Below are 25,466 nucleotides of genomic sequence, written 5' to 3'. Positions count from 1 at the left end.
CATGACGACAGGGACGTTGATCACGGTGGCCCCGACCGGCGCGGAGTCGGCCAAGGCGGAGGTGCCGGCGCTGCCGGTGACCCTGGATGAGCTGCTGCTCACCGCCAAGGAGTGCGAGGCGCTCGGCGCCGCCGTGATCCACGTCCACATCCGCGACGACGAGGCACGGCCGACCCTCGACCCGGCCCGACTGGCCGAGACGGTGGCGGCACTGCGGGAGAGCACGGACCTGATCGTGCAGCTCTCCTCCGGCGGCGCGGTGACCGACCCGGAGGCGTCCCGTCTCGCTGTGCTCGACGCCGGTCCGGACATGGCCTCCTGCACGATGGGCACTGTCAACTTCGGCGACGACGTCTTCCTCAACCGCTGGGAGTTCATCGTCGACCTGCACACCCGGATGCAGGAGCGCGGCATCGTGCCGGAGTACGAGATCTTCGACCTCGGCCACCTGTCCGCGTTGCAGCGGCTGCTCGGCAAGTACGGGCTGCCGGCCGGCGGGCACGTGCACGTCGACTTCGTGATGGGGGTGCCGGGCGGCATGCCGGGCACCACCGAGACGCTTGTCGCCGCCCACCGGATGCTTGCGGACCTGCCCGCGGGCACCACCTTCTCGGCCACCGGCATCGGCCGCAGCACGATCCCGGTGCTGCTGGCCTCGCTGTCGGCCGGCGGGCACCTGCGGGTCGGCATGGAGGACACGGTGACGTACGCCAAGGGCCGCCCGGTCGAGTCCAACATGCAGTTGGTCGCCCGCGCGGTCGGTTTCGCCCAACTCGCCCAGCGCCCGCCGCTGACCACCACCGAGGCCCGCGCGCTGCTCGGGCTGTAAGGCCGGGTCGGTTCCGCGCTCCTGTCACCCGGGCGGTGGACCCCCTGGTCACCCCGCCGTCGGGCACCCCCGGACCGTCGGTACCGTCCAGCGCGTGACGAAGACGTACGAGGGCGGCGTGCCGCTCGCCGAGGTGGTCCGGTCCGGGTTCGTGGAGGGCGGCCACCGCGGCTCGGTGGTGGTGCTGGACGCCACCGGGGAGCCGCTGGCCACCGCTGGCGACGTGACCGCGCCGATCTTTCCGCGTTCGGCCAGCAAGCCGATGCAGGCGATCGGGATGCTCCGCGCCGGCCTGACGCTCACCGATCCGGCCGACCTGGCGTTGGTGTCAGCGAGCCACGCCGGGGAGGACTTCCACCTGGCTCGGGTCGGCGCGCTCCTGCACCGGGCCGGGCTGGACGCCTCGGCATTGCACTGCCCGCCCGACCTGCCGGTGGGCACGGCGGCCCGGGAGGCGGTGCTACGGGCCGGGGGCGGGCCGAGCCGGGTGCAGATGAACTGCTCCGGCAAGCACAGCGGGATGCTGCTGACCTGCGAGGCCGCCGGCTGGCCACGGGACGGCTACTGGCGGCCGGAGCATCCGTTGCAGCAGGGGTTGCGGGCGGCCATCGAGGAGTTCACCGGCGAGCAGGCCGCGGCGGTGGGCGTGGACGGTTGCGGCGCTCCGGTGCTCGCGGTGTCGCTGACCGGCCTGGCCGGGGCGTACCTCCGGCTTGTCGACGCCGAGCCCGGCTCGGCGCCGCGCGCCGTGGCGGACGCCATGCGGGCCCACCCGGAGATCGTCGGTGGTACCCAGGCCGACGACACCCGGCTCATGCGCGGTGTGCCGGGCCTGCTGGCCAAGGTCGGTGCCGAGGGCGTGATCGCGGTGGCGCTGCCGGGAGTCGGCGCGGTGGCCCTGAAGATCGACGATGGGGCCGACCGGGCCCGGATGCCGGTGCTGGTCTCCGCGCTGCGCCGGCTCGGCGTGGACGCGCCGGTGCTGGCCGAATACGCCGAGGTGCCACTCTTCGGCGGTGGCGTCCCGGTCGGGGCTGTCCGCCCACTCTGGTGACCAGGCCGCCCGCCTGACCGCACCGGCTCGGCTCCACCCGACTGCCAATGACTGATCGAGCGATATACCACACAGGCATAAATATGACTCTGAGGTATATCGCTCGTCGGGGCGGCAGCTACTCGGGGCCGGCGGGTCTGCCCAACTGCCACGGGTCGGCCGGCGGTGGCCTGAGCTCCATGGGCGGCAGCGGGATCAGGGACGGCCCGAGGCGCGAGGGCGGCCCCGCGTCCAGCTCGGACGGCCCTGCGTTCAGCTCAGAAAGTCGAGCAGGGCAGTGGCGACCGCTTCGGGACGCTCCAGTGGCAGCAGGTGCGCGGCGTCCGGCACGTCGGGCAGCCGCGTCGCGTGAGGGGCCTCGGCGGCGATCCGGTCGGCGAGCCGGCTGATGTCCGGTACGTCGGCGGCACCCGCGGTGACCAGGACCGGCATCGTCAGCTCGCCGAGGCGGCCGATCGCCGGTGGTGTCAGCTCTTCCACCTCGACCGCGCCCAGCGCCAGTTCGGCGGCCAGGGCGCGCTGGTCCATCTCCTGCGCGAACGCCAGCAGTTCGGGGTCGACGTCGGCCGGCTGGCGGCCTGGGCCGACCACCCAGAACCGCACCTCACCTGCCGCCCCGGCGACGAAGTCGTCCGGGTCGACCTCGCCGACCAGGTCGTCCCAGAGGTCGTTGGCCTCTTCGGACCACTCGTTGCCGGAGACCGCCGTGTCGAAGAGGGCGAGCGTGGTCACCCGGTCCGGGTGCGCGAGCGCGGTGTCGACGGCGACCGACCCGCCGAAGGAGCAGCCGACCAGCGCGGCCCGGGGCACGTCGAGGGCGTCCAGCAGGCCGGTCACGTCGTCGTGGTGCGCGAATGGTGCCGGGGGCAGCTCGGAGTCTCCGTACCCGCGCAGGTCCGGGACGATCACCCGGTGTCGGGCGGCGAGCGCCGGCACGACGCCCCGCCACATCCGCCGGTCCGCGATGCCGGCGTGCAGCAGCACGACGGGCGAACCGGTGCCGGCCTCGTCGTAGGCGAGAAGTGCTCCGTTGACTGTGATCTTGTGCACCAACGGACCGTACGGATCCGGCGAGCGGCACGCAAACGGGATGCTGAGACCTTGCTAACTCTGGCAAGCGTTTCGCTTGCAGGAGCTAGCAGAGCGCACTAGCGTCGGCGGCATGGCCACACCCAAGGACCTTCCCGACGTCGGCGGGTTCATCCGCGATCTGCGGCACAACGCCAAGATCTCGCTGCGGCAGCTCGCCGAGCAGGCGGGGGTCAGCAACCCGTACCTCAGCCAGATCGAGCGCGGGCTGCGCAAGCCCAGCGCCGAGGTGCTCCAGCAACTGGCCAGCGCGCTGCGGGTCTCGACCCCGGCGATGTACCTGCGGGCCGGGCTGCTCGACGACAAGGAGGGCCACGGCGTGCTCGCCGCCATCGCGGTGGACGCCGACCTCACCATGGCCCAGAAGCAGTCACTGAGCCAGATCTACGAGACGTTCCGCCGGGAGAACGCCCGGCTCTTCGAAGCCCAGGCCGCCGCCGAGGGCGCCGCCGCTGGAAGCCCGGCCACCGACAGTCCGGCCGCCGGCGGAGCGGCCGGGGTGACCACCCCGACCGACGTCGCCGACGAGCCGGCCGACGTGGCCAACCTGGCCGCGACCGGCCCCACCACCGCTGGCGGCACTCCCACCGAGGCCGTGCTCGAGTCGGTCGCCGTCACCGAGGCGGGCGGCGCCCCCGCCCCGAGCAGCACCCGCACCCCCGAGAAGAGCAGCACCAGCACCCCCGAGAAGAAGGCCGCCGGACCGGCGGTCCGGAAGGCCGCCGAGGCGGCCGAGGAGGAGACGTCATGACCGAGCCGAAGACCAACCGCATCCCCGCCCCGATCTACGCCGCCGCCGGTGCCGCCGAACTGGCCCTCGAGCAGTTGCGCAAGCTGCCTGCGGTCGTCGGTGTGCACGGCACCCGGGTCGTTGCCGACCTGGGCGGTCGGGCCGTGCTGACCGGCTTCGAGCTGCGCCAGAAGGCCACCGAGACGCTGCGTACCGCCAACGAGACCGCCGGCACCCTGCGCGGCCGCGCGCAGGCCGAGCTGGACCTGACCAAGCTGCGCGAGTCGGCCGACCTGGCCAAGCTCCGCGAGGTCGCCGACATCGACAAGCTGCGGGCCGCCGCGACCCGCAACGCCGCCGTGGTGGTCGCCGGTGCCCAGGCCGCGCAGGAGCGGGCATTCGCCGCGTACGGCGCGCTGGTGGCCCGTGGCGAGCGGGTCGTCGGTGCCGGCGTGCTGGAGGCCGCCGAGACGGTCAACGCCGACATCGAGGCCACCCAGGGCGCGCCCGCCGCGACGACGGCCCCGGCTGCGACGACGGCCCCGGCGGAGGTGCCGAGCCCGGCCGAGGTCGCCGAGATCGCCGAGGCCAAGCCGGCCGCCGTCAAGAAGGCAGCGCGGGTGAAGGCCGCCACGCCGGCCGAGACCCCGTCGGCGAAGCTGCCCCGGGCCACCAAGCGGACCCGCCCGGCGGCCGAGTAGTTCGGCGTGTCGACGATCCCGACGGCGTCCTTGTCGGACGTAGTCGGGGTCGTCGACATAAACTTGCCGGCATGGCCATCGCCGCGCCGATCTTCGCGTTCGAAGTCCGTTACGTGATCGAGCTGATCCTGCTCGTCTTCGCGCTGATCATTCAGGGTGTCGCGCTGGTGCACGCCATCACGCAGCGCTCCGACGCATTCTCCGCCATCGGCACGCTGCCCAAGGGTGGCTGGATCGCCATCCTGGCGGTCTGCCTCGTGCTGATCCTGCTCAGCCGTGGCCCGATCAGCTTCTTCGGACTGATCGGCATCGCCGCCGCGCTCATCTATCTGCTCGACGTCCGGGTCGGTCTCCGCGACCTCAGTGACGGCAAAGGCTTCTGGTGAGAGGTTTCCGCTGGCCGCCTCCACCCGACAGTGGCCCCCGCACCTGGGGGCCGGGCCCGGGCGGGCCGCGTACCGGCCGGCCCGCGCTGCCCGAGCCGGAGACCGAGCTGGTCGCCACCCCGCACGGTGTGGAGTTGGAGCGCCTGGTCACCGGCATCGGTGACCCGGTCACCGTGTTCGCGCACGGGCTGGGCAACGGGATCGCCACGACACGTCCGTTCGGCAGCGGGGTGACCGGTCGCCGGGTGTTCTTCCAGTTCCGAGGTCACGGCCGCTCGGAGGCTCCGGCCGGCCCGTGGACCTACCTCGACCTCGCTCGGGACCTACGGGCCATCGCGGATCTCGGCGGTGCCAGCCGGGCGTTCGGGGCGAGCCTCGGCGCGGGCGCACTGTGCCGCCTGCTGGCCGAGAGCCCGGAGCGCTTCGAGAAACTGGTGTTCTTCCTGCCGGCGGTCCTCGACCAGCCCCGCGGCCCGGTCGCCCACGGCCGTATCACCGCCCTGCTGGAGGCCGTCGAGAGCGGCGAGGCCTCGGCTGTCGCCGACGTCGTCTCGTTGGAGCTCCCGACCGCGGTCCGTAACACGCCGGCCGGTTGGGCGTACCTGCGACAGCGGCTCGACCAACTGCTCCGCGACGGTCTGGCCGACGGGTTGGCCACGCTCGCGGAGCAGGCGCCGCTGCGCGACGCGTCCGCCCTGGCGGCGGTCACCGCGCCGGCCCTGGTGATCGGCTGCGCGGGCGACGACCTGCACCCGGTCGAGGTCGCCGAGCAGCTCGCCGCCGCGCTGCCCCAGGCCACCCTGCACGTGTACGACCGGCCGGGGGTGCTCTGGTCGGAACGCGCCGACCTGCGGGAGCGCATCTCCGGCTTCCTGAACGAGTAATCTGCCCTGTCATGGGCGTCACACAGCATGGCCGGACGCACCGGCTGGACCTCGCCGACCCGACCCTGCGCGAGTGGACCTGCACGGTCCTGCACGCCGACCCGGAGCAGGGCATCGTGTTGGACCGCTCGGCGTTCTACCCGGGCGGCGGCGGCCAACCGCCGGATCACGGCGTGCTGCTCTGGCAGGGCGTGCAGACCCGGATCGTCGGCACCCGCAAGGGCGACGACCCGTACCTGATCCCCGCCGAGGGTGACCCGCTGCCGCCGGTCGGCACCGCTGTCGTCGGCGCGGTGGAGGACGAGCGCCGCACCCGCCTGATGCGTACGCACTCGGGGCTGCACGTGCTCTGCGGTGTGGTGTTCCGCGACTTCGGCGCGCTTGTCACCGGCAATTCGATGGAACCGGGCGAGGCCCGGATGGACTTCAACCTCCCCGAGGTTCCCCCGGACTTCAAGAGCCGCATCGAGGAGCTGGTCAACGCCGAGGTCGCAGCCGACCGCTCGGTCGCCACCCGGGTGCTGCCGCGCACCGAGGCGCTTGCCCTTCCGGACATCATCCGCACCCAGTCCAACCTCATCCCGCCGGACGAGCAGGAGGTCCGAATCGTCGACATCGTCGGGTTGGACGTCCAGGCCGACGGCGGCACCCATGTCGCGTCCACCGCCCAGATCGGCAAGGTGCAGGTGATCAAGGTGGAGAGCAAGGGCCGGGCCAACCGTCGGGTCCGCGTCCGGTTGGTGGACTGACGAATTCGGACGACGGTTGTCAGGTATCGCTGACAGCCTTCGAGGCATGACACAACCGCTCGCAGGAAAGATCGCGCTCGTCGCCGGCGCCACGCGGGGTGCCGGTCGACAGATCGCGGTCCAGTTGGGTGCCGCCGGCGCCACCGTGTACGCCACCGGTCGCAGCAGCCGCGCCGGCCGTTCGGAGATGGACCGCCCGGAGACCATCGAGGAGACCGCCGAGCTGGTCACCGCGGCCGGCGGCACCGGCATCGCCGTACGGGTCGACCACCTGGTTCCCGACCAGGTCCGTGACCTGGTCGCCCGGATAGACGCCGAGCAGGGCCGACTCGACGTGCTGGTCAACGACATCTGGGGCGGCGACCCCCTGGTGACCTGGGACAAGCCGGTCTGGGAGCAGCCGCTGGACGCGGGTTTCCGCACCCTGCGGCTGGCCGTCGACACGCACATCATCACCAGCCACTTCGCCCTGCCGCTGCTGATCCGTCAGCCCGGTGGCCTGGTCGTGGAGATCGGTGACGGCACCAAGGCGTACAACGACGAGAACTACCGCCTCTCGGTCTTCTACGACCTGGCCAAGGTCTCGGTCAACCGACTCGCCTTCACCCAGGCGCACGAGCTGAAGCCGCACGGCGGCACGGCCGTGGCGCTCACGCCCGGCTGGATCCGCTCCGAGGCGATGCTGGAGCACTTCGGCGTGACCGAGGAGACCTGGCGCGACGGCGCCGCCACCGACCCGAACTTCCTCATCTCCGAGACGCCGGCCTTCGTCGGCCGCGCGGTGGCCGCGCTCGCCGCCGACGAGGACAGGGCCCGCTGGAACGGCAAATCCGTCGACGCCGGCACGCTGTCGAAGGTGTACGGGTTCACCGACGTCGACGGCAGCCAACCCGAAGGCTTCCGCTACATCACCGAGGTGGTCGACGCCGGCAAGCCCGCCGACGTCACGGGCTACCGCTGACCCGTTGACCTGCCGGCAGGCCGGCGGGCGGTGTCACGGCACGGCCGGGCCGCCGTAGCGTGCGGCGGCCCGGCGGGCCGCGTCCGCCATCCGTGCGCGCAGCTCCGGCGGGTCGAGCGCCTCCACCTCCGGGCCCAGCGCCAGCAACTGGGCGTACGCGACGTCGACCGACTCGACGGGCAGCTGGGCCACCACCCAGCCCTGCTCGTCCGGTTCGCTCGCGGCGGCGACCACCTCGTCGTACACATAGGGGGCATCGACCAGGTGTCGGAGCTGGCGCAGGCCGGCGGCGCTGAGCCGGACGGTCACCTCGGCCCGCAGCATGGTCCGCAGGAACGCGGTGGCCTGCTCCCGCCAGTGCCCCGCCAGGTCGAAGCCCTCGTTCCGCTCGAAGTGCTCCGCGCCCACCTCGACACCTGTCACCCGGTCCACCCGGTAGGTGCGCGCGTCGTCGCCGATCCGGCCGACCAGATACCAGACCCCGTTCTTGAGCACCAGCCCGTACGGCTGAACCCGGCGGGTCACCTCCCGGTCGCCGCGTCGGTAGCGCAACTCCACCACCCGGTCTGCCCAGACCGCACGGGCCAGCTCGGCCAGACACGGCGGCGGCCCGGCCTCCCGGAACCAGCCCGGCACGTCCAGGTGGAACCGTTGCCCCGCGCGGACCGGCGCGTCGCGCAGCGCCGGGGGCAGCGCGGCGAGCACCTTCAACTCGGCGGCGGCCACCGCATCGGCCAGGCCCATGTCGCCGGCCGGGCCGGGCAGTCCGGCGAGGAAGAGCGCCTCCGCCTCGTCGCGGGTGAGCCCGGTCAACCGGGTCCGGTAGCCGCCGAGCAACCGGTAGCCGCCGGCGCGGCCCCGGTCGGCGTACACCGGCACCCCGGCGGCGGAGAGCGCCAGCACGTCCCGGTAGACGGTCCGCTCGGAGACTTCCAGCTCCCGTGCCAGCTCGCCCGCCGTCATCGACCCGCGCGACTGCAACAGCAGCAGCAGAGAGATCAGCCGGGACGCGCGCACCCGCCCATCCTGCCCGGTGCCGCGCGCTGCCCGGCGGATTCGATCAACGCTGGTTAGGCTGCTGGATCGTGGACGCCAGCAGAATCGCCAGCCCGGTGACCGGGGCCGTCGGACGTTTCTTCCTCGGGGTCAGGCTGCTCCTGCGTGGGCTGGGCCTCTACGTCCGCAGCCCCGGGCTGATGCTGCTCGGCCTGATACCGGCGCTGATCTCCGGTGCGCTCTTCGTGGCCGCGCTCGCCACCCTGGTGTACTTCGTGGACGACCTCGCCGCGCTTGTCACCCCGTTCGCCGACGACTGGTCGAGCAGCGCGCGCAGCCTGGTCCGCGTCATCGCCGGCCTGGCCTTCCTGGGGCTCGGTGGCCTGCTCGGTGTCCTCGGGTTCACCGCGGTCACCCTGGTCATCGGCGATCCGTTCTACGAGAAGATCTCCGAGCGGGTCGAGGAACGGCTCGGCGGCACCCCGGACACCGTGGACGTGCCGTTCTGGTCGTCCCTGCGCCGCAGCCTCGCCGACTCGGTACGTCTGCTGGCCCTCACGGCGCTGGTCGGCATCCCACTCTTCCTCGCCGGCTTCATCCCGGTGGTCGGCCAGACGGTCGTCCCGGTGATCGGGGCGGCGGTGGGTGGCTGGTTCCTCGCCGTGGAGCTGGTCGGGGCGCCGTTCTACAGGCGTGGGATGCGCCTGCCGCAGCGCCGGACGATCCTCAGGGCGGACCGGCCCATGGCGCTCGGTTTCGGGGTGGCGGTCTTCCTGTGCTTCCTCATCCCGCTCGGCGCGGTGCTGGTCATGCCGGCTGCGGTCGCCGGTGCCACCCTGCTGGCCCGCCGTTCGCTCGGCCAGTCGATCGAGGAGAGCTGACATGGAGATCACCCTGGTCGAGGGGGACATCACCGCCCAGCGGGTCGACGCCGTGGTTGACGCCGCGAACTCGTCCCTGCTGGGTGGCGGCGGTGTCGACGGTGCGATCCACCGGCGGGGCGGACCGGCGATCCTCGCCGAGTGTCGGGCGCTGCGGGCGTCCCGCTACGGCCGGGGCCTGCCCACCGGCCAGGCGGCGGCGACCACGGCCGGGGAACTACCGGCCCGCTGGGTCATCCACACCGTCGGGCCGGTCTGGTCTGCCGGGGAGGACCGGTCGGCGCTGCTGCGGGACTGCTACGCCAACAGCCTCCGGGTGGCCGACGAGCTGGGCGCGACGACAGTGGCCTTCCCGTTGATCTCCGCCGGCATCTACGGCTGGCCGGTCGACGACGCGGTTCGCCAGGCGCTGACGGTACTGCGAGCGGCCACCCCGACCAGTGTCACCGAGGCCCGCCTGGTCCTCTTCGGCGCGGACACCCACGCCACAGCGCGCCAGGTGTTCGACGGCACCGCCGTCAGGTCAGGTCGGCCAGGCAGGACCACTCGGCCGCGACCGGGCGATAGCCCAGCCGGGCGTTGATCGCGAGCATCGGCGCGTTCGCCTCGTCGTTCGAGGTGTACGCGATGCGTACGCCGTTGGCGGCGGCCCGGTGCAGTGCTGCCGTTTTGGCCAGTCGGGCCAGCCCTCGGCCCCGGTACGCCGGAACGCTGCAGGTGTAGTCCGACCACATTCGGTCGCCGTCCCGCTTCACCACGCTGTACGCGGCCACCTCACCGTCGACCTCGGCGGCGGTGCTGGCCGTCTTGTCGAGGCCGAGGTTCTCCCAGACGTCGTACAGCCAGCTCTCGTAGCTCATCGCGTCGACCGGGACATCGCCCGGCTCGTCGACCGCGGAGGCGACGTCCGCCTCGTACAGGAGGTGCGGGTCCAGGTCCGCCAGCGGGCGCAGCCGTACGCCCGGCGGCGGGTCGGGCAGCGCGGGTGCCGGAATCAGGTCGAGTGCCGAGAAGCGCAACTCGCGGCTGGGTTCGAAGCCGCGCCGACGGGCGAACGGCAGCGCCTCCGGCTGCGCGAAGCCCCGGAGCCGGTGGATCCCCATGGGGGCGAGGTGATCCGTAGCGGTCGACAGCAGCGCGGCGCCGATGCCGCGCCGCCGGTACTCCGGGTGGACGTGCAGGAGGGTGATGTCACCGAAGTCCGGCGTCGAGGTCGAGGCGTTGCGTTGGGCCGTCACCCAACCGACGACCTGGGCGTCGACCTCGGCCACGAAGGCGGCCCATCCCCTTCCCGGTATCGGCTCGGCGATCATCTTCCGGGTCGACTCGACGCCGCGCACCAGGTACGGGTAGACGATCGCCCGCAGGGCCACCACACCCGGGGCGTCATCCGGCCGCGCTACTCGGATCCGCATGTCAGGCCCCCATCCCTACGGCGGCGACGGCCTCGACCTCGACGAGCTGGTCGGAGTAGCCGAGGACGGCCACCCCGAGCAGGGTGCTGGGCGGATCGTGGTCGCCGAAGAAGTCCCGTACCACCTCCCAGACGGTCACCAGGTCGGCCTGCCGGGACGACGCCACGTACACGGTGGTCTTGACGACGTCGGTCAGTCGAGCGCCGGCGGCGCCGAGCGCCGTCTCCAGGTTCGCCATCACCTGCCGGGCCTGGGCGGCGTGATCGCCCGGCGCGACCGTACGGCCCTCGGCGTCCAGCGGGCACGCGCCCGCGGTGAAGACCAGCCGGGCGGGTGGCTCGACAGTGGCCGCGTACGCGTACTCGGCCACGTCGGACAGGGCGGGGACGTGCAGTAACGCGACAGGATCCGGCATGCCGGCGAGGCTAGCCAAGATCGCCCGCCGGAGCGACGCATTAACGCGCGCCGGACCTCGACGCCGCTGGTCGGGACCGAAAACCGCATTGACTGTGGCCGACGTCCTGTCGAAGATCAGTCGATGCCCAGCGACCAGCAGACCGGTGATTTCTCGATCAAGCCGACCCTCACCGGAGAGCGGGTGATCCTGCGTCCCTTCGTCGTCGACGACGTGGCCACCTTCCTGGCGGCAGTGGCCGACCCGGAAGTGGCTCGGCTGACCGGCAGCCCGGCAGACGACGCTCCCGACGAGGAGATGACGCGTTCCTGGTACGGCAGCCGCAACGCCCAGACCGACCGACTCGACCTGGCCGTCGTGGATCGGGCAACCGGGGCCTGCGTCGGCGAGGTGGTCCTCAACGACTGGGATCCGGACAACCGGAGCTGCAACTTCCGTACCCTGCTCACGGCTGCGGGCCGCGACCGCGGTCTGGGCACCGAGGCGGTACGCCTGGTCGTCGGCTACGGCTTCGAGAGCCTCGGCCTGCACCGCATCGCGCTTGAGGTGTTCTCGTTCAACCCGCGGGCCCGGCGCGTGTACGAGAAGGTCGGCTTCGTCGTTGAGGGTGTGCTGCGGCAGGTCCTGCGCGACGGCGACGACTGGATCGACGCGAAGGTGATGTCGATCCTCGCGCCCGAGTGGGCGACCCACCGGGGAAACCCCGAGCGCTGAGCCGGACCCCTCAGGCGGAGGCGCGACGGATCAGCTCGGTGGGGAGCATCACCGCCGGCTCGATGGTCTCCCCGGCGGCCAGCCGGAGCAGTTGCTGGGTCATCCGCCTGCCGAGTTCCACGATCGGTTGCCGGACGGTGGTCAGCGGCGGCTCGGTGTAGGCGGCGGTCTCGATGTCGTCGAAGCCGATCACCGCGACGTCCTCCGGCACCCGCCGGCCGGCCGCGCGCAGGGTGCGCAGGGCGGCGTGTGCCATCAGGTCGGAGGCGGCGAACACCCCGTCCAGGTCGGGATGGTCGGTGAGCAGGCGGTCCATCGCCGCCGCACCGGACTCCCGGGTGAAGTCGCCGACGGCGATCAGCTCGGGCAGCCCGGCGGCGGCCATCGTCTCCCGGTAGCCGATCAGCCGTTCGATCCCGGCGACCATGTCCTGCGGGCCGGCGATGGTGGCGATCCGCCGACGACCGCCGTCGATCAGGTGCCGGACGGCGGCGGTGACCCCGCCGACGTGGTCCACGTCGACGTACGGCACGGGCACGTCGCCGAGCGGCCGGCCGCTCACCACCACGGGGATGCCGAGCCGGGCCAGTGTCCCGGGCAGCGGGTCGGCGCCGTGCAGCGAGGCGAAGAGCACCCCGTCGACGTGGCGACCTGTGGTGTACCGCTCGACCCGCTGGTGCCCGGCCGGTGAGCCGGCCAGCATCAGCACCAGTTGCTTGTCGGCGGCCTCCAACTCCTGGCTGACGCCGCGGATGATGCCGGGAAAGACCTGATCGTCGGAGAAGACCCGGGTGGCGGCCTCCGGCATGACCAGGGCGATCGAGTCGGTGCGCTGGGTGACGAGGCTGCGGGCGGCCAGGTTGGGCACGTACCCCAGTTCGGCGACCGCCCGGTTGACTGCCTCGCGGATGGGCTCGGCGACGGTGGTGGAACCGTTGACCACTCGGGAGACGGTGGCCCGGGACACGCCGGCCCGGGCCGCCACCGCCTCGAGCGTCGGTCGCTGCGCCGTCGTCATCGCGACTTCCCCCGCTCGTCACAGCCCGTTCCGGGAGATCACCTCCTGGTACCACCGGGCGCTGGCCTTCGGAGTGCGCCGCTGGGTCAGGTAGTCGACGTGCACGATCCCGAACCGCTTGCGGTAACCCTCCGCCCACTCGAAGTTGTCCAGGAATGACCATACGAGATAGCCGCGCAGATCCACGCCCCGGGAGATCGCCTCGTGCGCGGCCCGCAGGTGCCCGTCGAGGTAGGCGATCCGGTCGTTGTCGATCACCTGTGCCGGCCCGTGAGGCGAGTCGACGCCCGCCTTGTCGGGGAACGCCGCGCCGTTCTCCGTGATCAGCAGCGGCACGCCGGGGTAGTCGGCGGCGATCCGCTCCAACAGCCGGGTCAGCCCGGCCGGCTCGATCATCCAACCCATGTCGGTGAGCGGCCCGGCCGGCGGCAGGAAGTGCACCGCGCCCTCGGTGCCCGGATAGGCGCCGTCGCCGTCGCCGTCGGGTCGGCCGGCGACGTAGGTGGGCGCGTAGTAGTTGATCCCGAGCAGGTCGATCGGGGCGGCGATCAGCTTCTCGTCGCCGTCGCGGACGAACGTCGGCTCGACGATGCGGGCCACGTGCTCGCGGACGTCGTCGGGGTAGCCGCCGGCCAGCAGCGGGTCGAGGAAGATCCGGTTGTGCAGGCCGTCGACTAGGCGGACGGCGGCGGCGTCGGCCGCGCTCTGCGGGTCCGCCGGTCGGACGTCGGCCGGGTTGACGGTGATGCCGACGCTGCGCGCGCCGGCCGCGCGCAGCGCCCGCGCCGCCAGGCCGTGCCCGAGCAGCAGATGGTGTACGGCGGTGAAGGCCGCCGCCGCGTCCCGCTCGCCCGGCGCGTGCACCCCGTTGGCGTAGCCGAGGTAGGCCGAGCACCACGGTTCGTTCAGTGTGGTCCAGACGTCGATCCGGTCGCCGAGGCGGGCGTACACGGCGGTGGCGTACGTGGCGAAGTGCTCGGCGGTCTCCCGGTTGGTCCAGCCACCCCGGTCAGCCAGGCTCTGCGGCAGGTCCCAGTGGTAGAGGGTGACGATCGGGTCGATGCCCCGGGCGAGCAGGGTGTCGGTGAGCCGGTCGTAGAAGTCCAGACCGCGCGGGTTGACCGGGCCGCTGCCGTCGGGCTGGATCCGGGGCCAGGCGACCGAGAACCGGTACGCCCGCAGGCCCAGCTCGGCCATCAGCGTCACGTCGTCGGCGTACCGGTGGTAGTGGTCGCAGGCGACGTCGCCGGTGTGGCCCTGGTACACCTTTCCCGGCGTACGGCAGAAGGTGTCCCAGATGGACGGCCCGCGACCGTCGTCGCGGGCCGCGCCCTCGATCTGGTACGCGGCGGTGGCCGCTCCCCAGAGGAAGTGTTCAGGAAAACGGATCTCATTCACGCCTTGACCGCACCTTCCATGATCTCGCCGATGATCTGGCGGCCGAACAGCACGAAGACCAGCGTTCTCACGTCAGCGTGGAAGATTCCGCGGGCACTGTCAAGAGAGCGCTCTCTCGAATCCCCGCGCCACCACCGGGCCGACAACGAGTGCGTCACCCCGGACGGGGTGACGCACTCGTCAGGTCGGCCGGGGCGCACCCGGTGCCCAGATCAGCCGGTACGCAGGCCGTCGAGCAACGCGCGGTCGCCCGTGACGTCGAGGGTCTCGAAGCTGACCCGGCCCCAGAGCGCCAGCAGCAGATCGCTCGCGGTGCCGCTGACCTGCGCGCGGGCGTGATGATCGTCGTGGTCGAAGATGGTCGCCGTGTCCAGCAGCGCCACGCCCTCGCCGCGCAACCGCAGATACCACTCCTGATCCGCGTCCGTCGCGGCGAGCTGCACCACCCCGTGCCAGTCGCCCTTCACCTGCCGCCGGCCGGCCGGCAACCAGGTGTCCAGCACCTCGCTCACCCCGTCGGCGGCGAGCTTGGCCTCGACCGGCTCACCGGCGGCGATGGCGAGCTGGGCGTCCCAGCGGTGCACCGCCGTCTCGTGCGCCATCCGGCGCGGCCAGAAACCGGCCTTCTTCGGCTGCGGCGCCCAGTTCCACGCCGGCGCCTCCGGGTCGAGGCCGTCGAAGAGGGTCATCAGCTGGTCGTACCCCTGCTGCCAGAGCTGGAGCGCGGTCAGGCCCGAGGGCGGTCCGGACGCGGCCGGGCGGGCCGGCACCTCCGTCCGCCCGGACCCGGCGAACGAATAAACCCAGTGGTAGATCCCCGCGAGGTGCAGGGTGAGATCATTGACTGTCCAGCCCGGACAGGACAGCACGGGTGTCTCGGGCGGCGCCTCGGCGACCGCCGCAGCGAACGCCGGGCCCTCGGCCCGGAGCGCCCCAATCCAGAAGTCCTTGCTGCCCTGCAGTCTGCTCATCGCCATCCTCCCGGGGGTGCCGGGCCACCAGTAGGTGCCACGGCTGCCCATCAGCCTAAGGTGAAAGACGTGTCAGACGCCTACGCCCAGCCGACAACCGAGGCCGATCGTGCCATCCCGGGTCCACTAGCTGGCTACACCACGCTACGGATGGGCGGGCCGGCCGGGCGGATCGTGGCCTCGACCAGCGCCGACGAGATCATCCGGGCGGTCCAGACCACCGACGGGCCGATCCTGATCCTGGCCGGCGGCAGCAACGTGGTGATCGGCGACACAGGCTTCCCCGGCACGGTCGTGCTGGTGCGCTCCCGCGGGCTGCGGATCGTCTCCGAGGACGCCGGGTCGGTCACCGTACGCGTCGAGGCCGGCGAGCCGTGGGACGACCTGGTCGCCGCGACGATTGGCAACGGCTGGGCCGGTCTGGAATGCCTCTCCGGCATCCCCGGCTCGACGGGCGCCACCCCGATCCAGAACGTCGGCGCCTACGGCCAGGAAGTCGCCGAGACGATCACCGGCGTCGAGGTGTACGACCGCCTCGACGGCACCCGTCGGATCATTCCCGCGGCAGAATGTGGCTTCGCCTACCGGGGCAGCATCTTCAAGTACCAGGACCGCTGGGTGGTGCTCTCGGTCGACTTCCGGCTCACCCGCTCGCCGCTGTCCGGCCCGGTGCGCTACGCCGAGCTGGCCCGGGCGCTCGGCGTCGAGGTGGGCGAGCGGGTGCCGCTGGCCGACGCGCGGGCGGCGGTGCTGCGGCTGCGCGCCGGCAAGGGCATGGTGCTCGACGCCGCCGACCCGGACACCCGCTCGGTCGGCTCCTTCTTCACCAACCCCGTGCTCGACCGGGCGACGTACGAGCTGCTGCGGGAGCGCTCCGCCGACCTGGGTGAGCCCCCGGCCTGGCCCGGGGCGGACGGCCTGGTCAAGGTGAGCGCGGCCTGGCTCATCGACAAGGCGGGCTTCGCCAAGGGCCACCCCGGCCCGGACGGTGTGGCCATCTCCAGCAAGCACACCCTCGCCCTCACCAACCGCAGCGGCACGGCCAGCACCAGCGACCTGCTGACCCTCGCCAGCACCATCCGCGACACCGTGCACGCCCGCCTCGGCGTGACCCTGCACCCCGAGCCGGTCCTCATCAACTGCGTCCTCTGATCCCCACCCCGGTCAGGGCAGCGGCCAGCGGAGGGTCAGTTCGCCGTGCCGCCAGCGGCGCGGGCCGTCGAGCACGGGCCAGCCGTCGTCTCTGAGCCTGCCCACTGCCCGCAGCCAACGTTGACGCGGGCCGAAGGTGGCGTAGGGGGCCGCGGCGTGCCAGGCGTTGTCCAGGGCCCGGATCAGGTCGTGCACCGCCTCGCCCGGGACGTTGCGGTGGATCAGCGCCTTGGGCAGCCTCTCGGCCAACTCGGCGGGACTGCCCAGCGTGGTGAGCTTCGCGGCCAGGGTCAGCGTCCGTGGACCGTCCACGTCGACAAGCAGCCAGCTCGCCAACCGGCCCAGCTCGTCGCAGGTGCCCTCGATGAGCGCCCCACCCGGGGCGAGCGCGGCGGTCATCGTCCGCCAGGCGTCGGGCACCTCGCTCTCGTCGTACTGCCGCAGGACGTTTAACGCGCGGACCAGCACCGGCCGGAGCCCGGCCAACTCGAAGCCACCCCGGGCGAAGGTCAGGCCGGGCGGGTCGGCGGCCGGTGTCGCGGCCGCCACCCGCGCCGGGTCGATCTCCAGCCCGACCAGGCGTACGTCCCGACGGACCCCGGCGGCCAGCCGGGCCCGCAACTCCACGGCTGTCACCGGCGTGGCACCGTACCCGAGGTCCACCACCAGCGGGTCGGCCGCCGCCCGCAACCGGTCGGCGCAGGTCGCGACGATCCAGTTGTCCACCCGGCGCAGCCGGTTCGGGTTGGTGGTGCCCCGGGTGACCACGCCGAGCGGCCGGCGTCGTGGAGCCCCGCTCATGATCCTGCTCCCGACTCAGGAGACCCGGTGCACCTTGTGCTGCGCCGCCTGCGCCCGTGGCCGGACCACCAGCCGGTCGATGTTGACGTGTTCGGGACGGGTGGCGCACCAGGCGATGCAGTCCGCCACGTCCTCGGCGACCAGCGGCCCGGGCACTCCGGCGTAGACGGCGGCCGCCCGCTCGGCGTCGCCCTCGAAGCGGACCAGCCCGAACTCGTCGGTCTTCACCATCCCCGGGTCGATCTCGATGACCCGCAGCGGGCGGCCACACAGCTCCAGGCGGAGCGTGCCGGCGATGGCGGTCTGCGCGTGCTTCGCGGCGGTGTAGCCGCCGCCGCCCTCGTACACGGTGAGGCCGGCGGTGGAGGAGACCACCACGACGGTGCCGGAACCGGAGGCTTCCAGCGCCGGCAGCAGCGCCTGGGTGACCCGCAGCGTGCCGAGCACGTTCACGTCGTACATCCACTGCCAGTCGGCGACCGAGCCGGACTCCACCGGGTCCAGGCCCCGCGCGCCGCCGGCGTTGTTGACAAGCAGCGTGACCGGCCCGGGAGCCCGCGCGGCAGCCTCGGCGAGCCCCGCGACCGACTCGTCCGAGGTGATGTCGCAGGTCACGGCAGTGGCCTGCCCGCCGGCGGCGGTGATCTCGGCGACCAGCTCGGCGAGACGGTCGGCGCGGCGGGCGGCGGCGAGCACATGGAAACCCTCGGCGGCCAGCCGGCGGGCGGTGGCCGCCCCGATCCCGCTGGACGCTCCGGTGACGATGGCGACAGCTGTCATTGCGTCATTGTCGCCCCGGTCGTCCGGAGCCTTCCGATCGGGCGTGGGCTTCGCCGATTCGGGCCGACGGTTGATGAGGTCCGTCACCCCGGCCGGCCGCGCCGAGGCATTTCCGTTGCCCGATGGGGAAGATGACATCCGGCGTACAGGTTGAGCGAGAAGCGCCGGTCGTGCGAGACGGCATTAACCGTGACTGAAGGAGCGGACGTGGCGGAACTGCACACCGGCGTTGGTCGTCAGCGAGGTGCCCGACCGTGGCCCCGGCCCCGCCGCATCGCCACCCTCTCGGTGCACACCTCACCACTGCACCAGCCCGGCACCGGCGACGCCGGTGGGATGAACGTCTACATCCTGGAGGTCGCCCGGCGGCTCGCCGAGGCCGACGTCGAGGTGGAGATCTTCACCCGGGCCACCTCGGGTGACCTCCCCCCGGTGGTCGAGATGGCCCCCGGCGTGCAGGTCCGGCACATCACCTCCGGCCCCCTCGAAGGGCTGACCAAGGAGGAACTGCCCGGCCAGCTCTGCGCCTTCACGGCCGGGGTGCTGCGCGCCGAAGCGTCCCGCCCACCCGGGCACTACGACCTCATCCACTCCCACTACTGGCTGTCCGGCCAGGTCGGCTGGCTGGCCAAGGAGCGTTGGGGCGTGCCGCTGGTGCACACCGCGCACACCCTGGCGAAGGTCAAGAACGCCCAACTCGCCGCCGACGACAGGCCGGAACCCAAGGCCCGGGTTATCGGCGAGGAGCAGGTAGTCGCCGAGGCCGACCGGCTGGTCGCCAACACCCGGGTGGAGGCCCGCGACCTCGTGGAGCGGTACGACGCCGACCCCGACCAGGTCTCCGTCGTACAGCCGGGCGTCGACCTGGCCCGGTTCCGGCCCCCGCCGGGCGACCGGTTCGTGGCCGCCCGTGCCGCCCGCCGCCGGCTGGGACTGCCTGTCGACGGGTACGTGGTGGCCTTCGTCGGTCGGATCCAACCACTCAAGGCGCCGGACGTGCTCATCCGCGCGATCGCCGCCCTGCGCGAGCGTGATCCGGCCCTCGCCGACGAGGTGACGGTCGTGATCTGCGGCGGTCCCAGCGGCAGTGGCCTGGACCGGCCGACCGCCCTGATCGAGCTGGCCGCGACGCTCGGGGTCGCCGACCGGGTCCGCTTCCTGCCGCCGCGTACCGGCGACGACCTGCCGGCCCTGTACCGGGCCGCCGACCTGGTCGCGGTGCCGTCGCACAACGAATCCTTCGGGCTCGTCGCCCTGGAGGCCCAGGCCTGCGGTACGCCGGTGCTGGCCGCCGCCGTCGGCGGCCTGGTCACCGCCGTCCGGGACCAGACCAGTGGGGTGCTGATCGACGGGCACGACCCGGTGGACTGGGCCCGAGCACTGGGCCGCCTGTTGCCGGACCGCGCGCTGCGGGCGAGGCTGTCCCGAGGTGCCGCGCAGCACGCCCGACACTTCTCCTGGGAGCGCACCGTCTCGGGTCTGCTCGACGTCTACGGCGAGGCGATCGCCGCGCGCCGGGCCCGCCTCACCGCCGACCTTGCCGGAGGCCCCGCCCTCTCCTGCTCCTGGTGACCGCCCGCGCGGGTCGTGCCGGTGGTGACGCGCGCGGGTCGTGCCGGTGGTGGCCGTGCGCCGGTCGTCACCCGGTGCGTGGGCCGGGGCGGTCGTAGAGTGGGTCCGGTGAGCCCGAAGAGCGATCTTGCGACCCTGATCGAGTCGGTGTGCGCCGACCGTGACCTGGCCTGGGAGTCGACCGGGCCCGGCTCGTACGCGATCACCCTGCCGGGCACCCACAAGCTCAAGACGATCTGCAACCTGTTCGTCGGTGAGCACGCGCTGCGGATCGAGGCGTTCGTCATGCGCCAGCCCGACGAGCGGCGGGAGGAGCTGTGGGCCTGGCTGCTCCAGCGCAACGCCCGCATGTACGGGGTCTCCTTCTCCACGGACGCAGTCGGCGACGTGTACCTGACCGGGCGGGTCAACCCGGCCGGCGTGGACGCCGACGAGCTGGACCGGCTGCTCGGCTCGGTGCTGACCTACTCCGACGAGTCCTTCGACACGATGCTGGAGATCGGCTTCGGCAGCTCGATCCGGCGCGAGTACGAGTGGCGGGTCAAGCGCGGCGAGTCCACCGCGAACCTGGCCGCCTTCGCCCACCTCTTCGAGCCGTCCGGGGCGGACCCCGCCCCCGACCCCGCCTGACGCCCGCCAGCCCTCCCGCCTCCGGTCGGCTAGAGGCGTGGTTCGAGCTGGTTGGTTGCTGGAGGTTCGGACTGCTCCTGACGGGTATGCCGCACCGCGCGGTGCGGCAGAGGGACCCCCGCGCGCCGAGGACGGAGTGTCGAGGAGCGTGAGCGTCCCATGGCTCAGCGGAACAGCTCAGGTCGCGGCGGGACTGCGACCAGGACCAAACGACAGGCCGGCAATCAGAGTCCGGCTACTCCAGGGGTTTCCGAGTCGGAGATCTCCCGGATGCGGGTGGACGACATCCGCGGGCAGTTGCGCAAGCGCGGGGTCTCCGGGATCTCCACGCTGCGCAAGCCCGACCTGGTGAAGCAGCTGGTGCGTTCGATGCGTTCGGACGCGGGTGGCGCGGGTCGGCGCAGCACCGGACCTGCTGGTCGGGCGACCGGCACCAGGGCGTCGGCCGGTCGGGCCGCCGCGACGAAGAAGTCGGCGTCGAGGGCGGCACCGGGTCGCGCGAAGGCCGCGCCCGCGAACAAGAGCGCTCCCGCGAAGCGGGCCGCAGCGAAGAAGACGACCGCAGCGAAGCGGACCACCGCCGCGACCAAGGCGACCGCCGCGAAGCGGACGACCGCAGCGACGAAGACCACCGCCGCGAAGCGGACCACCGCCGCGACCAAGGCGACCGCCGCGAAGCGGACGACCGCCGCGAACAAGTCGACCGGGGCCCGGAAGGCGGCCGCGACGAAGAAGACGACAGCGGCGGCGAAGTCGACCACCGCACGCAGGACGTCGGCGACCGCGCGTACCGCGCCGGCGCGAAAGGCGCCCGCGAAGAAGGCGCCGTCCCGGCCGGCCGCCAAGCGGTCGGCGCCGGCCAAGCGGGCCACGGCCAAGGCGGCGCCGGCGAAGCGGTCGGCGCCCGCCAAGCGGGCCACCACCAAGCAGGCGCCGGCCAAGAGGGCCACGGCGAGCCAGCCGGCGGCCGGTGGGATGGCGGCCGGTGGGATCCGGACCGGACGGGGCACCGGACGGTCGGTCCGCAGCTCGCAGGTGATCTCGTCGATCGCGGATCGGCCGGAGCGGCCGGGACGAAGCTTGATCACCGCGAATCACGAGGTGATCCAGCGTTGGGCGGCGGAGCGCGGCGCGAAGCCCGCGACCATCGCGGGCACCGAGCGGGACGGCCGGGCAGGAGTGCTGACCTTCAACATCCCCGGTTACCGGGAAAGCAGCCGGATTCGTGAGATCACCTGGGATGAGTGGTTCTACACGTTTGATCTGCGCCGGCTCAACCTGATCTATCAGGAGCAGTTGCGCAACGGCCGGCAGAGCAGCTTCTTCCGGACCGAGTCACCCGATCGTGAGGACGGCTGAGGTGTTTGCGGGAATGCCCGACGGGTACCCGGCTGTTGCCACAGACCGAGGCCCGAGCTGGGGATACTCGCCAGTTGTGACCGGCGAGACAGCCCATCTGGGTTGAATCCAGAATCCGGCCGAACTAGCTTTATTGCACCGCGCCAAGCTTGGAAACGTTCGGGGGAGCGGCGGATCGATCAGATCCGCGCACCAGGCGAGGCGCGATGGGACGGGTGGACCAACCGTTGGGGGACGGTGCCCACCTGTTTGGACCGGCGGCGCGAGCGGGCGATGCTTACGGGGGTGAGTGTTGCCCGCCGCCGCCGGCCCCACCGGCGAGCGCCCACCATGACCTTCGGGACACGGTGGGCGCTTTGCCGTCGTACGGTCGATCAGCCCGTCTGGACGCGGTCCACGCGCGGTGCCGGCTCCCGGCCGGCGGCCCGGCGCAGCGCGGCGACGTGCCGGTCGCGGGGCGGCCCGGCCAGCAGGTGCCCGAACGCGGCCAGCAGGCCCAGCCCGCCCACGATCAGCCAGTGCCGGTCGCCGAGGTGCTGCAGGCTCACCCCGCCCAGCGTGGGTGCGACGAACGCCGCAGCCGGGAACGTCAGGTAGAAGACCGACTGGTACCGCGCGCGCAGGTGCGGCGGTGCCAGATCCGCGTTGATCTGCGCGTTGGGCGGCGCGGCGAGCATCGAGCCGACCGTCCAGATCACCGCCGCACCGAGGTAGACGCCCAGGTCGTCCGCGACGGCGAGCACGCCGAACCCGATCGCCAGCAGGGCCGTGGAGACTGCCAGCACGACGTCCTTGCGGTGCCTGTCGATCAGCCGGGGCACGAACAGTTGCCCCAGCACGATCAGCGCGCCCCCGAGTGCCACCACCACCCCGTACGCGGACGGTCCCAGACCGTCGGCGCGCATCGCCAGCGGCATGATCGTCGAGGTCTGGAGGGTGAGTACGGCCAGGACGAAGGTGAGCCCGACGAAGACCAGGAAGGTCCGATCGGTGAGCGCGGTGTGCAGCCCCTGTCGGCGAGAGCTGCCGACCTTCGGGGAGTCGGCCGGCGCGACAGTGGTGGCCCGTCGCAGGGTCTCCGGCACCTTCCAGCCGATGACGGCGGCGGCGGTCAGCGTGGCGGCGGCGTCGACCAGGAACAGCGCGGTGAAGCTCGCCTCGGCCAGCACCCCGGCGAGCAGCGACGCGACCGCCATGCCCAGGTTGAACGCCCAGAACTGGAGGTTGAACGCGCGTGACCGGCGCTCGGCGGGCACCACGTCGACGATCGCCGCCACGAAGGCGGGGCTGGGCATCGAGTGCACCACGCCGACAAGTGCGGACAGTGCCGCGATCAGCAGCAGGGGCCGGCTGAAGGCCAGCGCCACCATCAGGGCGACGGTGGCCAGGTGGGCGGCGAGCAGGGTGGCCCGTCGGCCCCACCGGTCGGCCAGCACCCCGCCGAGCAGCACGCCGGCCGCCCCACCGGCCCCGTACGCCCCGACCACCGTGCCGGCCACCGACTCGCTGGCTCCCCGGGCGTCGGTGAGGTAGAGCGACAGGAAGAGCATGGCGAACGCGCCGGCGCGGTTGATCAGCAGCCCCGCCCAGAGGTACCAGAACGTGGCGGGTAGCCCGCCCGCGGTGTCGTGCCACCCGCGCCGCAGGGCGTGCATCAGACCTCCCGACAGTTCAGTTTCTTAACCGTTTCTCCAGGACGGTAGGAAGTCGGGCCGATTCGCGCCAGTCGTGTCCCCGATCATGAGCCGTACGTCTCAGGGGTCACGCCCGGCTCAGGCTGCCGCCTCGGCGGGCTGCGCCGCCGCGGGGCGGGTACCGGCCGACGCGGACGCGTCGGCGTCGTGACGCAGCGCGACGGCCCGCCGTTCCCGGGCGGGACCGGACGCGAGGTGGGCCACCGCCGTCAGTACGCCGATCACGGCACAGCCGAACCAGAGCGCGGCGTTGCCGACGTGTTCCCGCACCAGGCCGCCGAGGATCGGCGCGCTCGCCCCGGCGATCTGCCAGGAGAGCCCGAACACGCCCTGGTAGCGACCGCGTAGCTCGGCCGGGGAGAGCTCGGCGATCAACGTGGAGTTGGACGGCGAGTTCAGCATCTCGCCGAGCGTCCAGATCAGCACCGTCAGCCCGTAGAACCAGGCGCTGCCGGCGAACGCGGTAAGCCCGAACCCGACCCCCATCACCACGGCGGCGAGCGCGAGCACGTGCGAGCGGTTCCGACCCCGGATCAGCCGGGGCACGAAGAGTTGGCCGACGACGATGAGGAGGCCGTTGAGCGCGATCACCGAGCCGTAGGTGGCCGGGCTCAGGCCCGAGTCGCCCATGGCGATCGGCAGCATCGAGATGTGCTGGAGGAAGACCATCGCGGCGAACAGGTTCAGCGCCACGAAGCCGAGGAAGACCCGGTCGGTGAGGATCGTGCGCAGCGCGCCGCGCGGGGCGGTGGTCGCCGCGACCGCGTACCCGCCGCGGCGGGTCTCCGGCACCCGGACGAAGATGATCAAAGCGGTGATCAGCATCGCTCCCGCGTCGACCACGAACAGCAGCAGGTAGTCGGCCTGCGCGGCCAGACCGGCGAGGACGGCGGCGCAGGCGAAGCCCAGGTTGATCGCCCAGTAGTTGAGCGAGAAGGCGCGCAGCCGGTCCCTGGCCGGCACCACGTCGATCATCATGGCGCCGAACGCCGGCCGGGCCGCCTCGGCGAACATGCCCAGCAGCAGCGCACCCAGCGCCACTGCCCAGAGGTCACGGGCCAGCCCGAGGGCGAGCATCATGGTCGCCGCGCCGACGTGCGCGGTGAGCAGCGTCGGCCGTCGGCCCCACCGGTCGGCCAGGGTGCCGCCGGCGGTGGTGCCGACCGCCCCGCCGACACCCCACAGGCCGATCACCAGACCGGCCTGCGAGGCCGAGAAGCCCCGTTCCTGGGTCAGGTAGATGGCGAGGAAGACGAGCACGAACGAGCCGAGCCGGTTGATCAGGGTGCCCGACCACAGGTACCAGAAGGTGGCCGGCAGGCCGCCTGTGGTGTCCCGGAACCAGCTCCGCATTGTCCGCACGTGGTGCCCCCGCTTGCAAGTAATGACCGATGTGACTACAGCGCCTTACAACCCTAGTAGCGGCCGGATTCGCAGGTCACTCGCTTTTTCACGTGGTGGTCGTCACGACGGGTGCCCGCGTGTCCGCTACGGGGTTGAGGCAGGATGATCCGCATGACTGCGAGCGAGGGGCCCACCATCGGGACGCTGGTCCTGCTGCGGCACGGCGAGAGTGACTGGAACGCCAAGAATCTCTTCACCGGCTGGGTGGACGTCGACCTGACCGAGAAGGGCGAGGGCGAGGCACGGCGCGGCGGCGAGCTGCTGCGCGAGCACAGCCTGCTGCCGGACGTCGTCCACACCAGCGTGATGCGCCGGGCGATCCGCACCGCCGAGTTGGCGCTGAACGCCGCCGACCGGCACTGGATCGCGGTGCGTCGGTCGTGGCGGCTCAACGAGCGCCACTACGGCGCCCTACAGGGCAAGAACAAGAAGCAGACCCTCGACGAGTACGGCGAGGAGCAGTTCATGCTCTGGCGCCGGTCGTACGACACCCCTCCGCCGCCGATCGCGGACGACGACGAGTGGTCGCAGGTGGGCGACCCGCGGTACGCGCTGCTGCCGACCGAGCTCATGCCGCGCACCGAGTGCCTCAAGGACGTCGTCGAGCGGATGCTGCCCTACTGGTACGACTCGATCGTGCCGGACATCCTGGCCGGCCGGACGGTGCTGGTGGCCGCGCACGGCAACTCGCTGCGCGCCCTCGTGAAGCACCTCGACCAGATCTCCGACGAGGCGATCGCCAAGCTCAACATCCCGACCGGCATCCCGCTGCGCTACGACCTCGACCCGCAGCTGCGCCCGCTCACCCTGGGCGGCACCTACCTCGACCCGACGGCGGCGAAGGAAGCCGCCGCCGCGGTCGCCAACCAGGGCCGCTGAGAGT

26 protein-coding genes and 1 pseudogene are annotated in these 25,466 nt (G+C 72.4%); 16 read left to right on the top strand and 11 right to left on the bottom strand.

The features are described 5' to 3' along the window. The first annotated feature begins 1 nt into the window (after position 1). Both AB0K10_RS17545 and AB0K10_RS17540 read left to right on the top strand, forming a co-directional pair. Positions 2-829 (top strand): 3-keto-5-aminohexanoate cleavage protein, encoded by an 828-nt coding sequence (locus AB0K10_RS17545; protein ID WP_363684563.1) that lies wholly within the window; start codon positions 2-4, stop codon positions 827-829. A gap of 94 nt (positions 830-923) precedes the next feature. Further along, a complete protein-coding gene (locus AB0K10_RS17540; protein WP_363684561.1) occupies positions 924-1,883 on the top strand; it encodes an asparaginase in 960 nt (319 codons plus the stop codon). A 252-nt stretch (positions 1,884-2,135) separates the two neighbouring features. Here the strand turns inward: AB0K10_RS17540 and AB0K10_RS17535 are convergent, their stop codons facing one another. Next, positions 2,136-2,933, bottom strand: coding sequence for an alpha/beta hydrolase (locus AB0K10_RS17535; protein ID WP_363684559.1), 798 nt, complete (start codon positions 2,931-2,933; stop codon positions 2,136-2,138). Positions 2,934-3,045: 112 nt separating this feature from the next. Between AB0K10_RS17535 and AB0K10_RS17530 the strand changes: the two genes are divergently transcribed. From AB0K10_RS17530 to AB0K10_RS17505, 6 genes are all read left to right on the top strand, one after another. Then, entirely contained in the window at positions 3,046-3,723 is a 678-nt protein-coding gene (locus tag AB0K10_RS17530; RefSeq protein ID WP_363684557.1) for a helix-turn-helix transcriptional regulator, read from the top strand. Then, positions 3,720-4,403, top strand: a complete 684-nt coding sequence (locus tag AB0K10_RS17525; RefSeq protein WP_363684555.1) for a hypothetical protein — start codon at positions 3,720-3,722, stop codon at positions 4,401-4,403. The genes AB0K10_RS17530 and AB0K10_RS17525 overlap by 4 nt, the downstream gene beginning before the upstream one ends. A 71-nt stretch (positions 4,404-4,474) precedes the next feature. Beyond that, a complete protein-coding gene (locus AB0K10_RS17520; protein WP_363684553.1) occupies positions 4,475-4,789 on the top strand; it encodes a DUF2516 family protein in 315 nt (104 codons plus the stop codon). Next, complete coding sequence (locus AB0K10_RS17515) at positions 4,786-5,673, top strand: alpha/beta hydrolase (protein WP_363684551.1); 888 nt, start codon at positions 4,786-4,788, stop codon at positions 5,671-5,673. The genes AB0K10_RS17520 and AB0K10_RS17515 overlap by 4 nt, the downstream gene beginning before the upstream one ends. An 11-nt stretch (positions 5,674-5,684) precedes the next feature. Then, positions 5,685-6,422: an alanyl-tRNA editing protein gene (locus tag AB0K10_RS17510; protein ID WP_363684549.1), complete on the top strand. Its 738-nt coding sequence runs from the start codon at positions 5,685-5,687 to the stop codon at positions 6,420-6,422. A 46-nt stretch (positions 6,423-6,468) separates the two neighbouring features. Next, positions 6,469-7,383, top strand: coding sequence for an SDR family oxidoreductase (locus AB0K10_RS17505; protein ID WP_363684547.1), 915 nt, complete (start codon positions 6,469-6,471; stop codon positions 7,381-7,383). Between the two features lie 33 nt (positions 7,384-7,416). Here the strand turns inward: AB0K10_RS17505 and AB0K10_RS17500 are convergent, their stop codons facing one another. Continuing rightward, positions 7,417-8,400 carry a WYL domain-containing protein gene (locus tag AB0K10_RS17500; protein WP_363684545.1) on the bottom strand — a complete coding sequence of 328 codons (984 nt, stop codon included), beginning with the start codon at positions 8,398-8,400 and terminating at the stop codon, positions 7,417-7,419. A 68-nt stretch (positions 8,401-8,468) separates the two neighbouring features. Between AB0K10_RS17500 and AB0K10_RS17495 the strand changes: the two genes are divergently transcribed. Next, positions 8,469-9,260 carry an EI24 domain-containing protein gene (locus AB0K10_RS17495; protein ID WP_363684543.1) on the top strand — a complete coding sequence of 264 codons (792 nt, stop codon included), beginning with the start codon at positions 8,469-8,471 and terminating at the stop codon, positions 9,258-9,260. A 1-nt stretch (position 9,261) separates the two neighbouring features. Then, positions 9,262-9,843 carry an O-acetyl-ADP-ribose deacetylase gene (locus tag AB0K10_RS17490; RefSeq protein ID WP_363684541.1) on the top strand — a complete coding sequence of 194 codons (582 nt, stop codon included), beginning with the start codon at positions 9,262-9,264 and terminating at the stop codon, positions 9,841-9,843. Here AB0K10_RS17490 and AB0K10_RS17485 read toward each other — a convergent pair. Then, the gene (locus AB0K10_RS17485; protein ID WP_363684539.1) at positions 9,779-10,675 is read right to left on the bottom strand and encodes a GNAT family N-acetyltransferase; all 897 of its coding nucleotides are present in this window, start codon (positions 10,673-10,675) and stop codon (positions 9,779-9,781) included. The genes AB0K10_RS17490 and AB0K10_RS17485 overlap by 65 nt on opposite strands. Before the next feature lies 1 nt (position 10,676). Beyond that, positions 10,677-11,090 (bottom strand): RidA family protein, encoded by a 414-nt coding sequence (locus tag AB0K10_RS17480; protein WP_363684537.1) that lies wholly within the window; start codon positions 11,088-11,090, stop codon positions 10,677-10,679. Positions 11,091-11,213: 123 nt separating this feature from the next. Between AB0K10_RS17480 and AB0K10_RS17475 the strand changes: the two genes are divergently transcribed. Next, the gene (locus AB0K10_RS17475; protein WP_363684536.1) at positions 11,214-11,804 is read left to right on the top strand and encodes a GNAT family protein; all 591 of its coding nucleotides are present in this window, start codon (positions 11,214-11,216) and stop codon (positions 11,802-11,804) included. 10 nt (positions 11,805-11,814) lie between these two features. Here the strand turns inward: AB0K10_RS17475 and AB0K10_RS17470 are convergent, their stop codons facing one another. The 3 genes from AB0K10_RS17470 to AB0K10_RS17460 all read right to left on the bottom strand — a co-directional run bounded on the left by AB0K10_RS17470 (position 11,815) and on the right by AB0K10_RS17460 (position 15,191). Further along, complete coding sequence (locus AB0K10_RS17470; RefSeq protein WP_363684534.1) at positions 11,815-12,822, bottom strand: LacI family DNA-binding transcriptional regulator; 1,008 nt, start codon at positions 12,820-12,822, stop codon at positions 11,815-11,817. Between the two features lie 18 nt (positions 12,823-12,840). Beyond that, a complete protein-coding gene (locus AB0K10_RS17465) occupies positions 12,841-14,220 on the bottom strand; it encodes a GH1 family beta-glucosidase (protein WP_363684532.1) in 1,380 nt (459 codons plus the stop codon). Between the two features lie 212 nt (positions 14,221-14,432). Then, positions 14,433-15,191 carry a maleylpyruvate isomerase family mycothiol-dependent enzyme gene (locus tag AB0K10_RS17460; RefSeq protein WP_363684530.1) on the bottom strand — a complete coding sequence of 253 codons (759 nt, stop codon included), beginning with the start codon at positions 15,189-15,191 and terminating at the stop codon, positions 14,433-14,435. A 69-nt stretch (positions 15,192-15,260) separates the two neighbouring features. On the opposite strand from AB0K10_RS17460, the gene AB0K10_RS17455 reads away from it, so the two are divergent. Beyond that, positions 15,261-16,343, top strand: a complete 1,083-nt coding sequence (locus AB0K10_RS17455; protein WP_363684528.1) for a UDP-N-acetylmuramate dehydrogenase — start codon at positions 15,261-15,263, stop codon at positions 16,341-16,343. A 12-nt stretch (positions 16,344-16,355) separates the two neighbouring features. Here AB0K10_RS17455 and AB0K10_RS17450 read toward each other — a convergent pair whose 3' ends face one another. Together AB0K10_RS17450 and AB0K10_RS17445 are read right to left on the bottom strand one after the other, a co-directional pair. Further along, a complete protein-coding gene (locus AB0K10_RS17450) occupies positions 16,356-17,144 on the bottom strand; it encodes a class I SAM-dependent methyltransferase (RefSeq protein WP_363684526.1) in 789 nt (262 codons plus the stop codon). 15 nt (positions 17,145-17,159) lie between these two features. After that, positions 17,160-17,924, bottom strand: coding sequence for an SDR family oxidoreductase (locus AB0K10_RS17445; protein WP_363684524.1), 765 nt, complete (start codon positions 17,922-17,924; stop codon positions 17,160-17,162). A 207-nt stretch (positions 17,925-18,131) separates the two neighbouring features. On the opposite strand from AB0K10_RS17445, the gene mshA reads away from it, so the two are divergent. The 3 genes and pseudogenes from mshA to AB0K10_RS17430 form a co-directional block, all read left to right on the top strand. Continuing rightward, positions 18,132-19,496: a D-inositol-3-phosphate glycosyltransferase gene (gene mshA / locus AB0K10_RS17440; RefSeq protein WP_363684522.1), complete on the top strand. Its 1,365-nt coding sequence runs from the start codon at positions 18,132-18,134 to the stop codon at positions 19,494-19,496. Positions 19,497-19,604: 108 nt separating this feature from the next. Continuing rightward, on the top strand, positions 19,605-20,126 hold the full coding sequence (locus tag AB0K10_RS17435; RefSeq protein WP_363684520.1) for a YbjN domain-containing protein: 522 nt from the start codon (positions 19,605-19,607) through the stop codon (positions 20,124-20,126). Between the two features lie 765 nt (positions 20,127-20,891). Further along, a pseudogene (locus tag AB0K10_RS17430) lies at positions 20,892-21,485 on the top strand (hypothetical protein); the annotation flags it as partial. A 374-nt stretch (positions 21,486-21,859) separates the two neighbouring features. Here AB0K10_RS17430 and AB0K10_RS17425 read toward each other — a convergent pair. Then, on the bottom strand, positions 21,860-23,140 hold the full coding sequence (locus AB0K10_RS17425) for an MFS transporter (RefSeq protein ID WP_363684518.1): 1,281 nt from the start codon (positions 23,138-23,140) through the stop codon (positions 21,860-21,862). Between the two features lie 117 nt (positions 23,141-23,257). Beyond that, positions 23,258-24,541 carry an MFS transporter gene (locus AB0K10_RS17420; RefSeq protein ID WP_363684516.1) on the bottom strand — a complete coding sequence of 428 codons (1,284 nt, stop codon included), beginning with the start codon at positions 24,539-24,541 and terminating at the stop codon, positions 23,258-23,260. A gap of 153 nt (positions 24,542-24,694) precedes the next feature. On the opposite strand from AB0K10_RS17420, the gene AB0K10_RS17415 reads away from it, so the two are divergent. Then, positions 24,695-25,462, top strand: a complete 768-nt coding sequence (locus AB0K10_RS17415; protein WP_363684514.1) for a phosphoglyceromutase — start codon at positions 24,695-24,697, stop codon at positions 25,460-25,462. Positions 25,463-25,466 lie beyond the last annotated feature (4 nt).

This window comes from Micromonospora sp. NPDC049274 (assembly GCF_040678875.1).
Classification (GTDB): domain Bacteria; phylum Actinomycetota; class Actinomycetes; order Mycobacteriales; family Micromonosporaceae; genus Micromonospora.
The sequence above is the reverse complement of the archived record's forward strand: the minus strand, read 5'-3'. Positions and strand labels throughout refer to the sequence as shown.

Bases quoted from the DNA above. Each gene is read 5' to 3' on its own strand.
- AB0K10_RS17545 (WP_363684563.1), top strand. From the start codon at position 2: ATGACGACAGGGACGTTGATCACGGTGGCCCCGACCGGCGCGGAGTCG.
- AB0K10_RS17490 (WP_363684541.1), top strand. From the start codon at position 9,262: ATGGAGATCACCCTGGTCGAGGGGGACATCACCGCCCAGCGGGTCGAC.
- AB0K10_RS17530 (WP_363684557.1), top strand. From the start codon at position 3,046: ATGGCCACACCCAAGGACCTTCCCGACGTCGGCGGGTTCATCCGCGAT.
- AB0K10_RS17415 (WP_363684514.1), top strand. From the start codon at position 24,695: ATGACTGCGAGCGAGGGGCCCACCATCGGGACGCTGGTCCTGCTGCGG.
- AB0K10_RS17525 (WP_363684555.1), top strand. From the start codon at position 3,720: ATGACCGAGCCGAAGACCAACCGCATCCCCGCCCCGATCTACGCCGCC.
- AB0K10_RS17485 (WP_363684539.1), bottom strand. From the start codon at position 10,675: ATGCGGATCCGAGTAGCGCGGCCGGATGACGCCCCGGGTGTGGTGGCC.
- AB0K10_RS17475 (WP_363684536.1), top strand. From the start codon at position 11,214: ATGCCCAGCGACCAGCAGACCGGTGATTTCTCGATCAAGCCGACCCTC.
- AB0K10_RS17445 (WP_363684524.1), bottom strand. From the start codon at position 17,924: ATGACAGCTGTCGCCATCGTCACCGGAGCGTCCAGCGGGATCGGGGCG.
- AB0K10_RS17450 (WP_363684526.1), bottom strand. From the start codon at position 17,144: ATGAGCGGGGCTCCACGACGCCGGCCGCTCGGCGTGGTCACCCGGGGC.
- AB0K10_RS17510 (WP_363684549.1), top strand. From the start codon at position 5,685: ATGGGCGTCACACAGCATGGCCGGACGCACCGGCTGGACCTCGCCGAC.
- AB0K10_RS17505 (WP_363684547.1), top strand. From the start codon at position 6,469: ATGACACAACCGCTCGCAGGAAAGATCGCGCTCGTCGCCGGCGCCACG.
- AB0K10_RS17470 (WP_363684534.1), bottom strand. From the start codon at position 12,822: ATGACGACGGCGCAGCGACCGACGCTCGAGGCGGTGGCGGCCCGGGCC.
- AB0K10_RS17460 (WP_363684530.1), bottom strand. From the start codon at position 15,191: ATGAGCAGACTGCAGGGCAGCAAGGACTTCTGGATTGGGGCGCTCCGG.
- AB0K10_RS17425 (WP_363684518.1), bottom strand. From the start codon at position 23,140: ATGCACGCCCTGCGGCGCGGGTGGCACGACACCGCGGGCGGGCTACCC.
- AB0K10_RS17480 (WP_363684537.1), bottom strand. From the start codon at position 11,090: ATGCCGGATCCTGTCGCGTTACTGCACGTCCCCGCCCTGTCCGACGTG.
- AB0K10_RS17520 (WP_363684553.1), top strand. From the start codon at position 4,475: ATGGCCATCGCCGCGCCGATCTTCGCGTTCGAAGTCCGTTACGTGATC.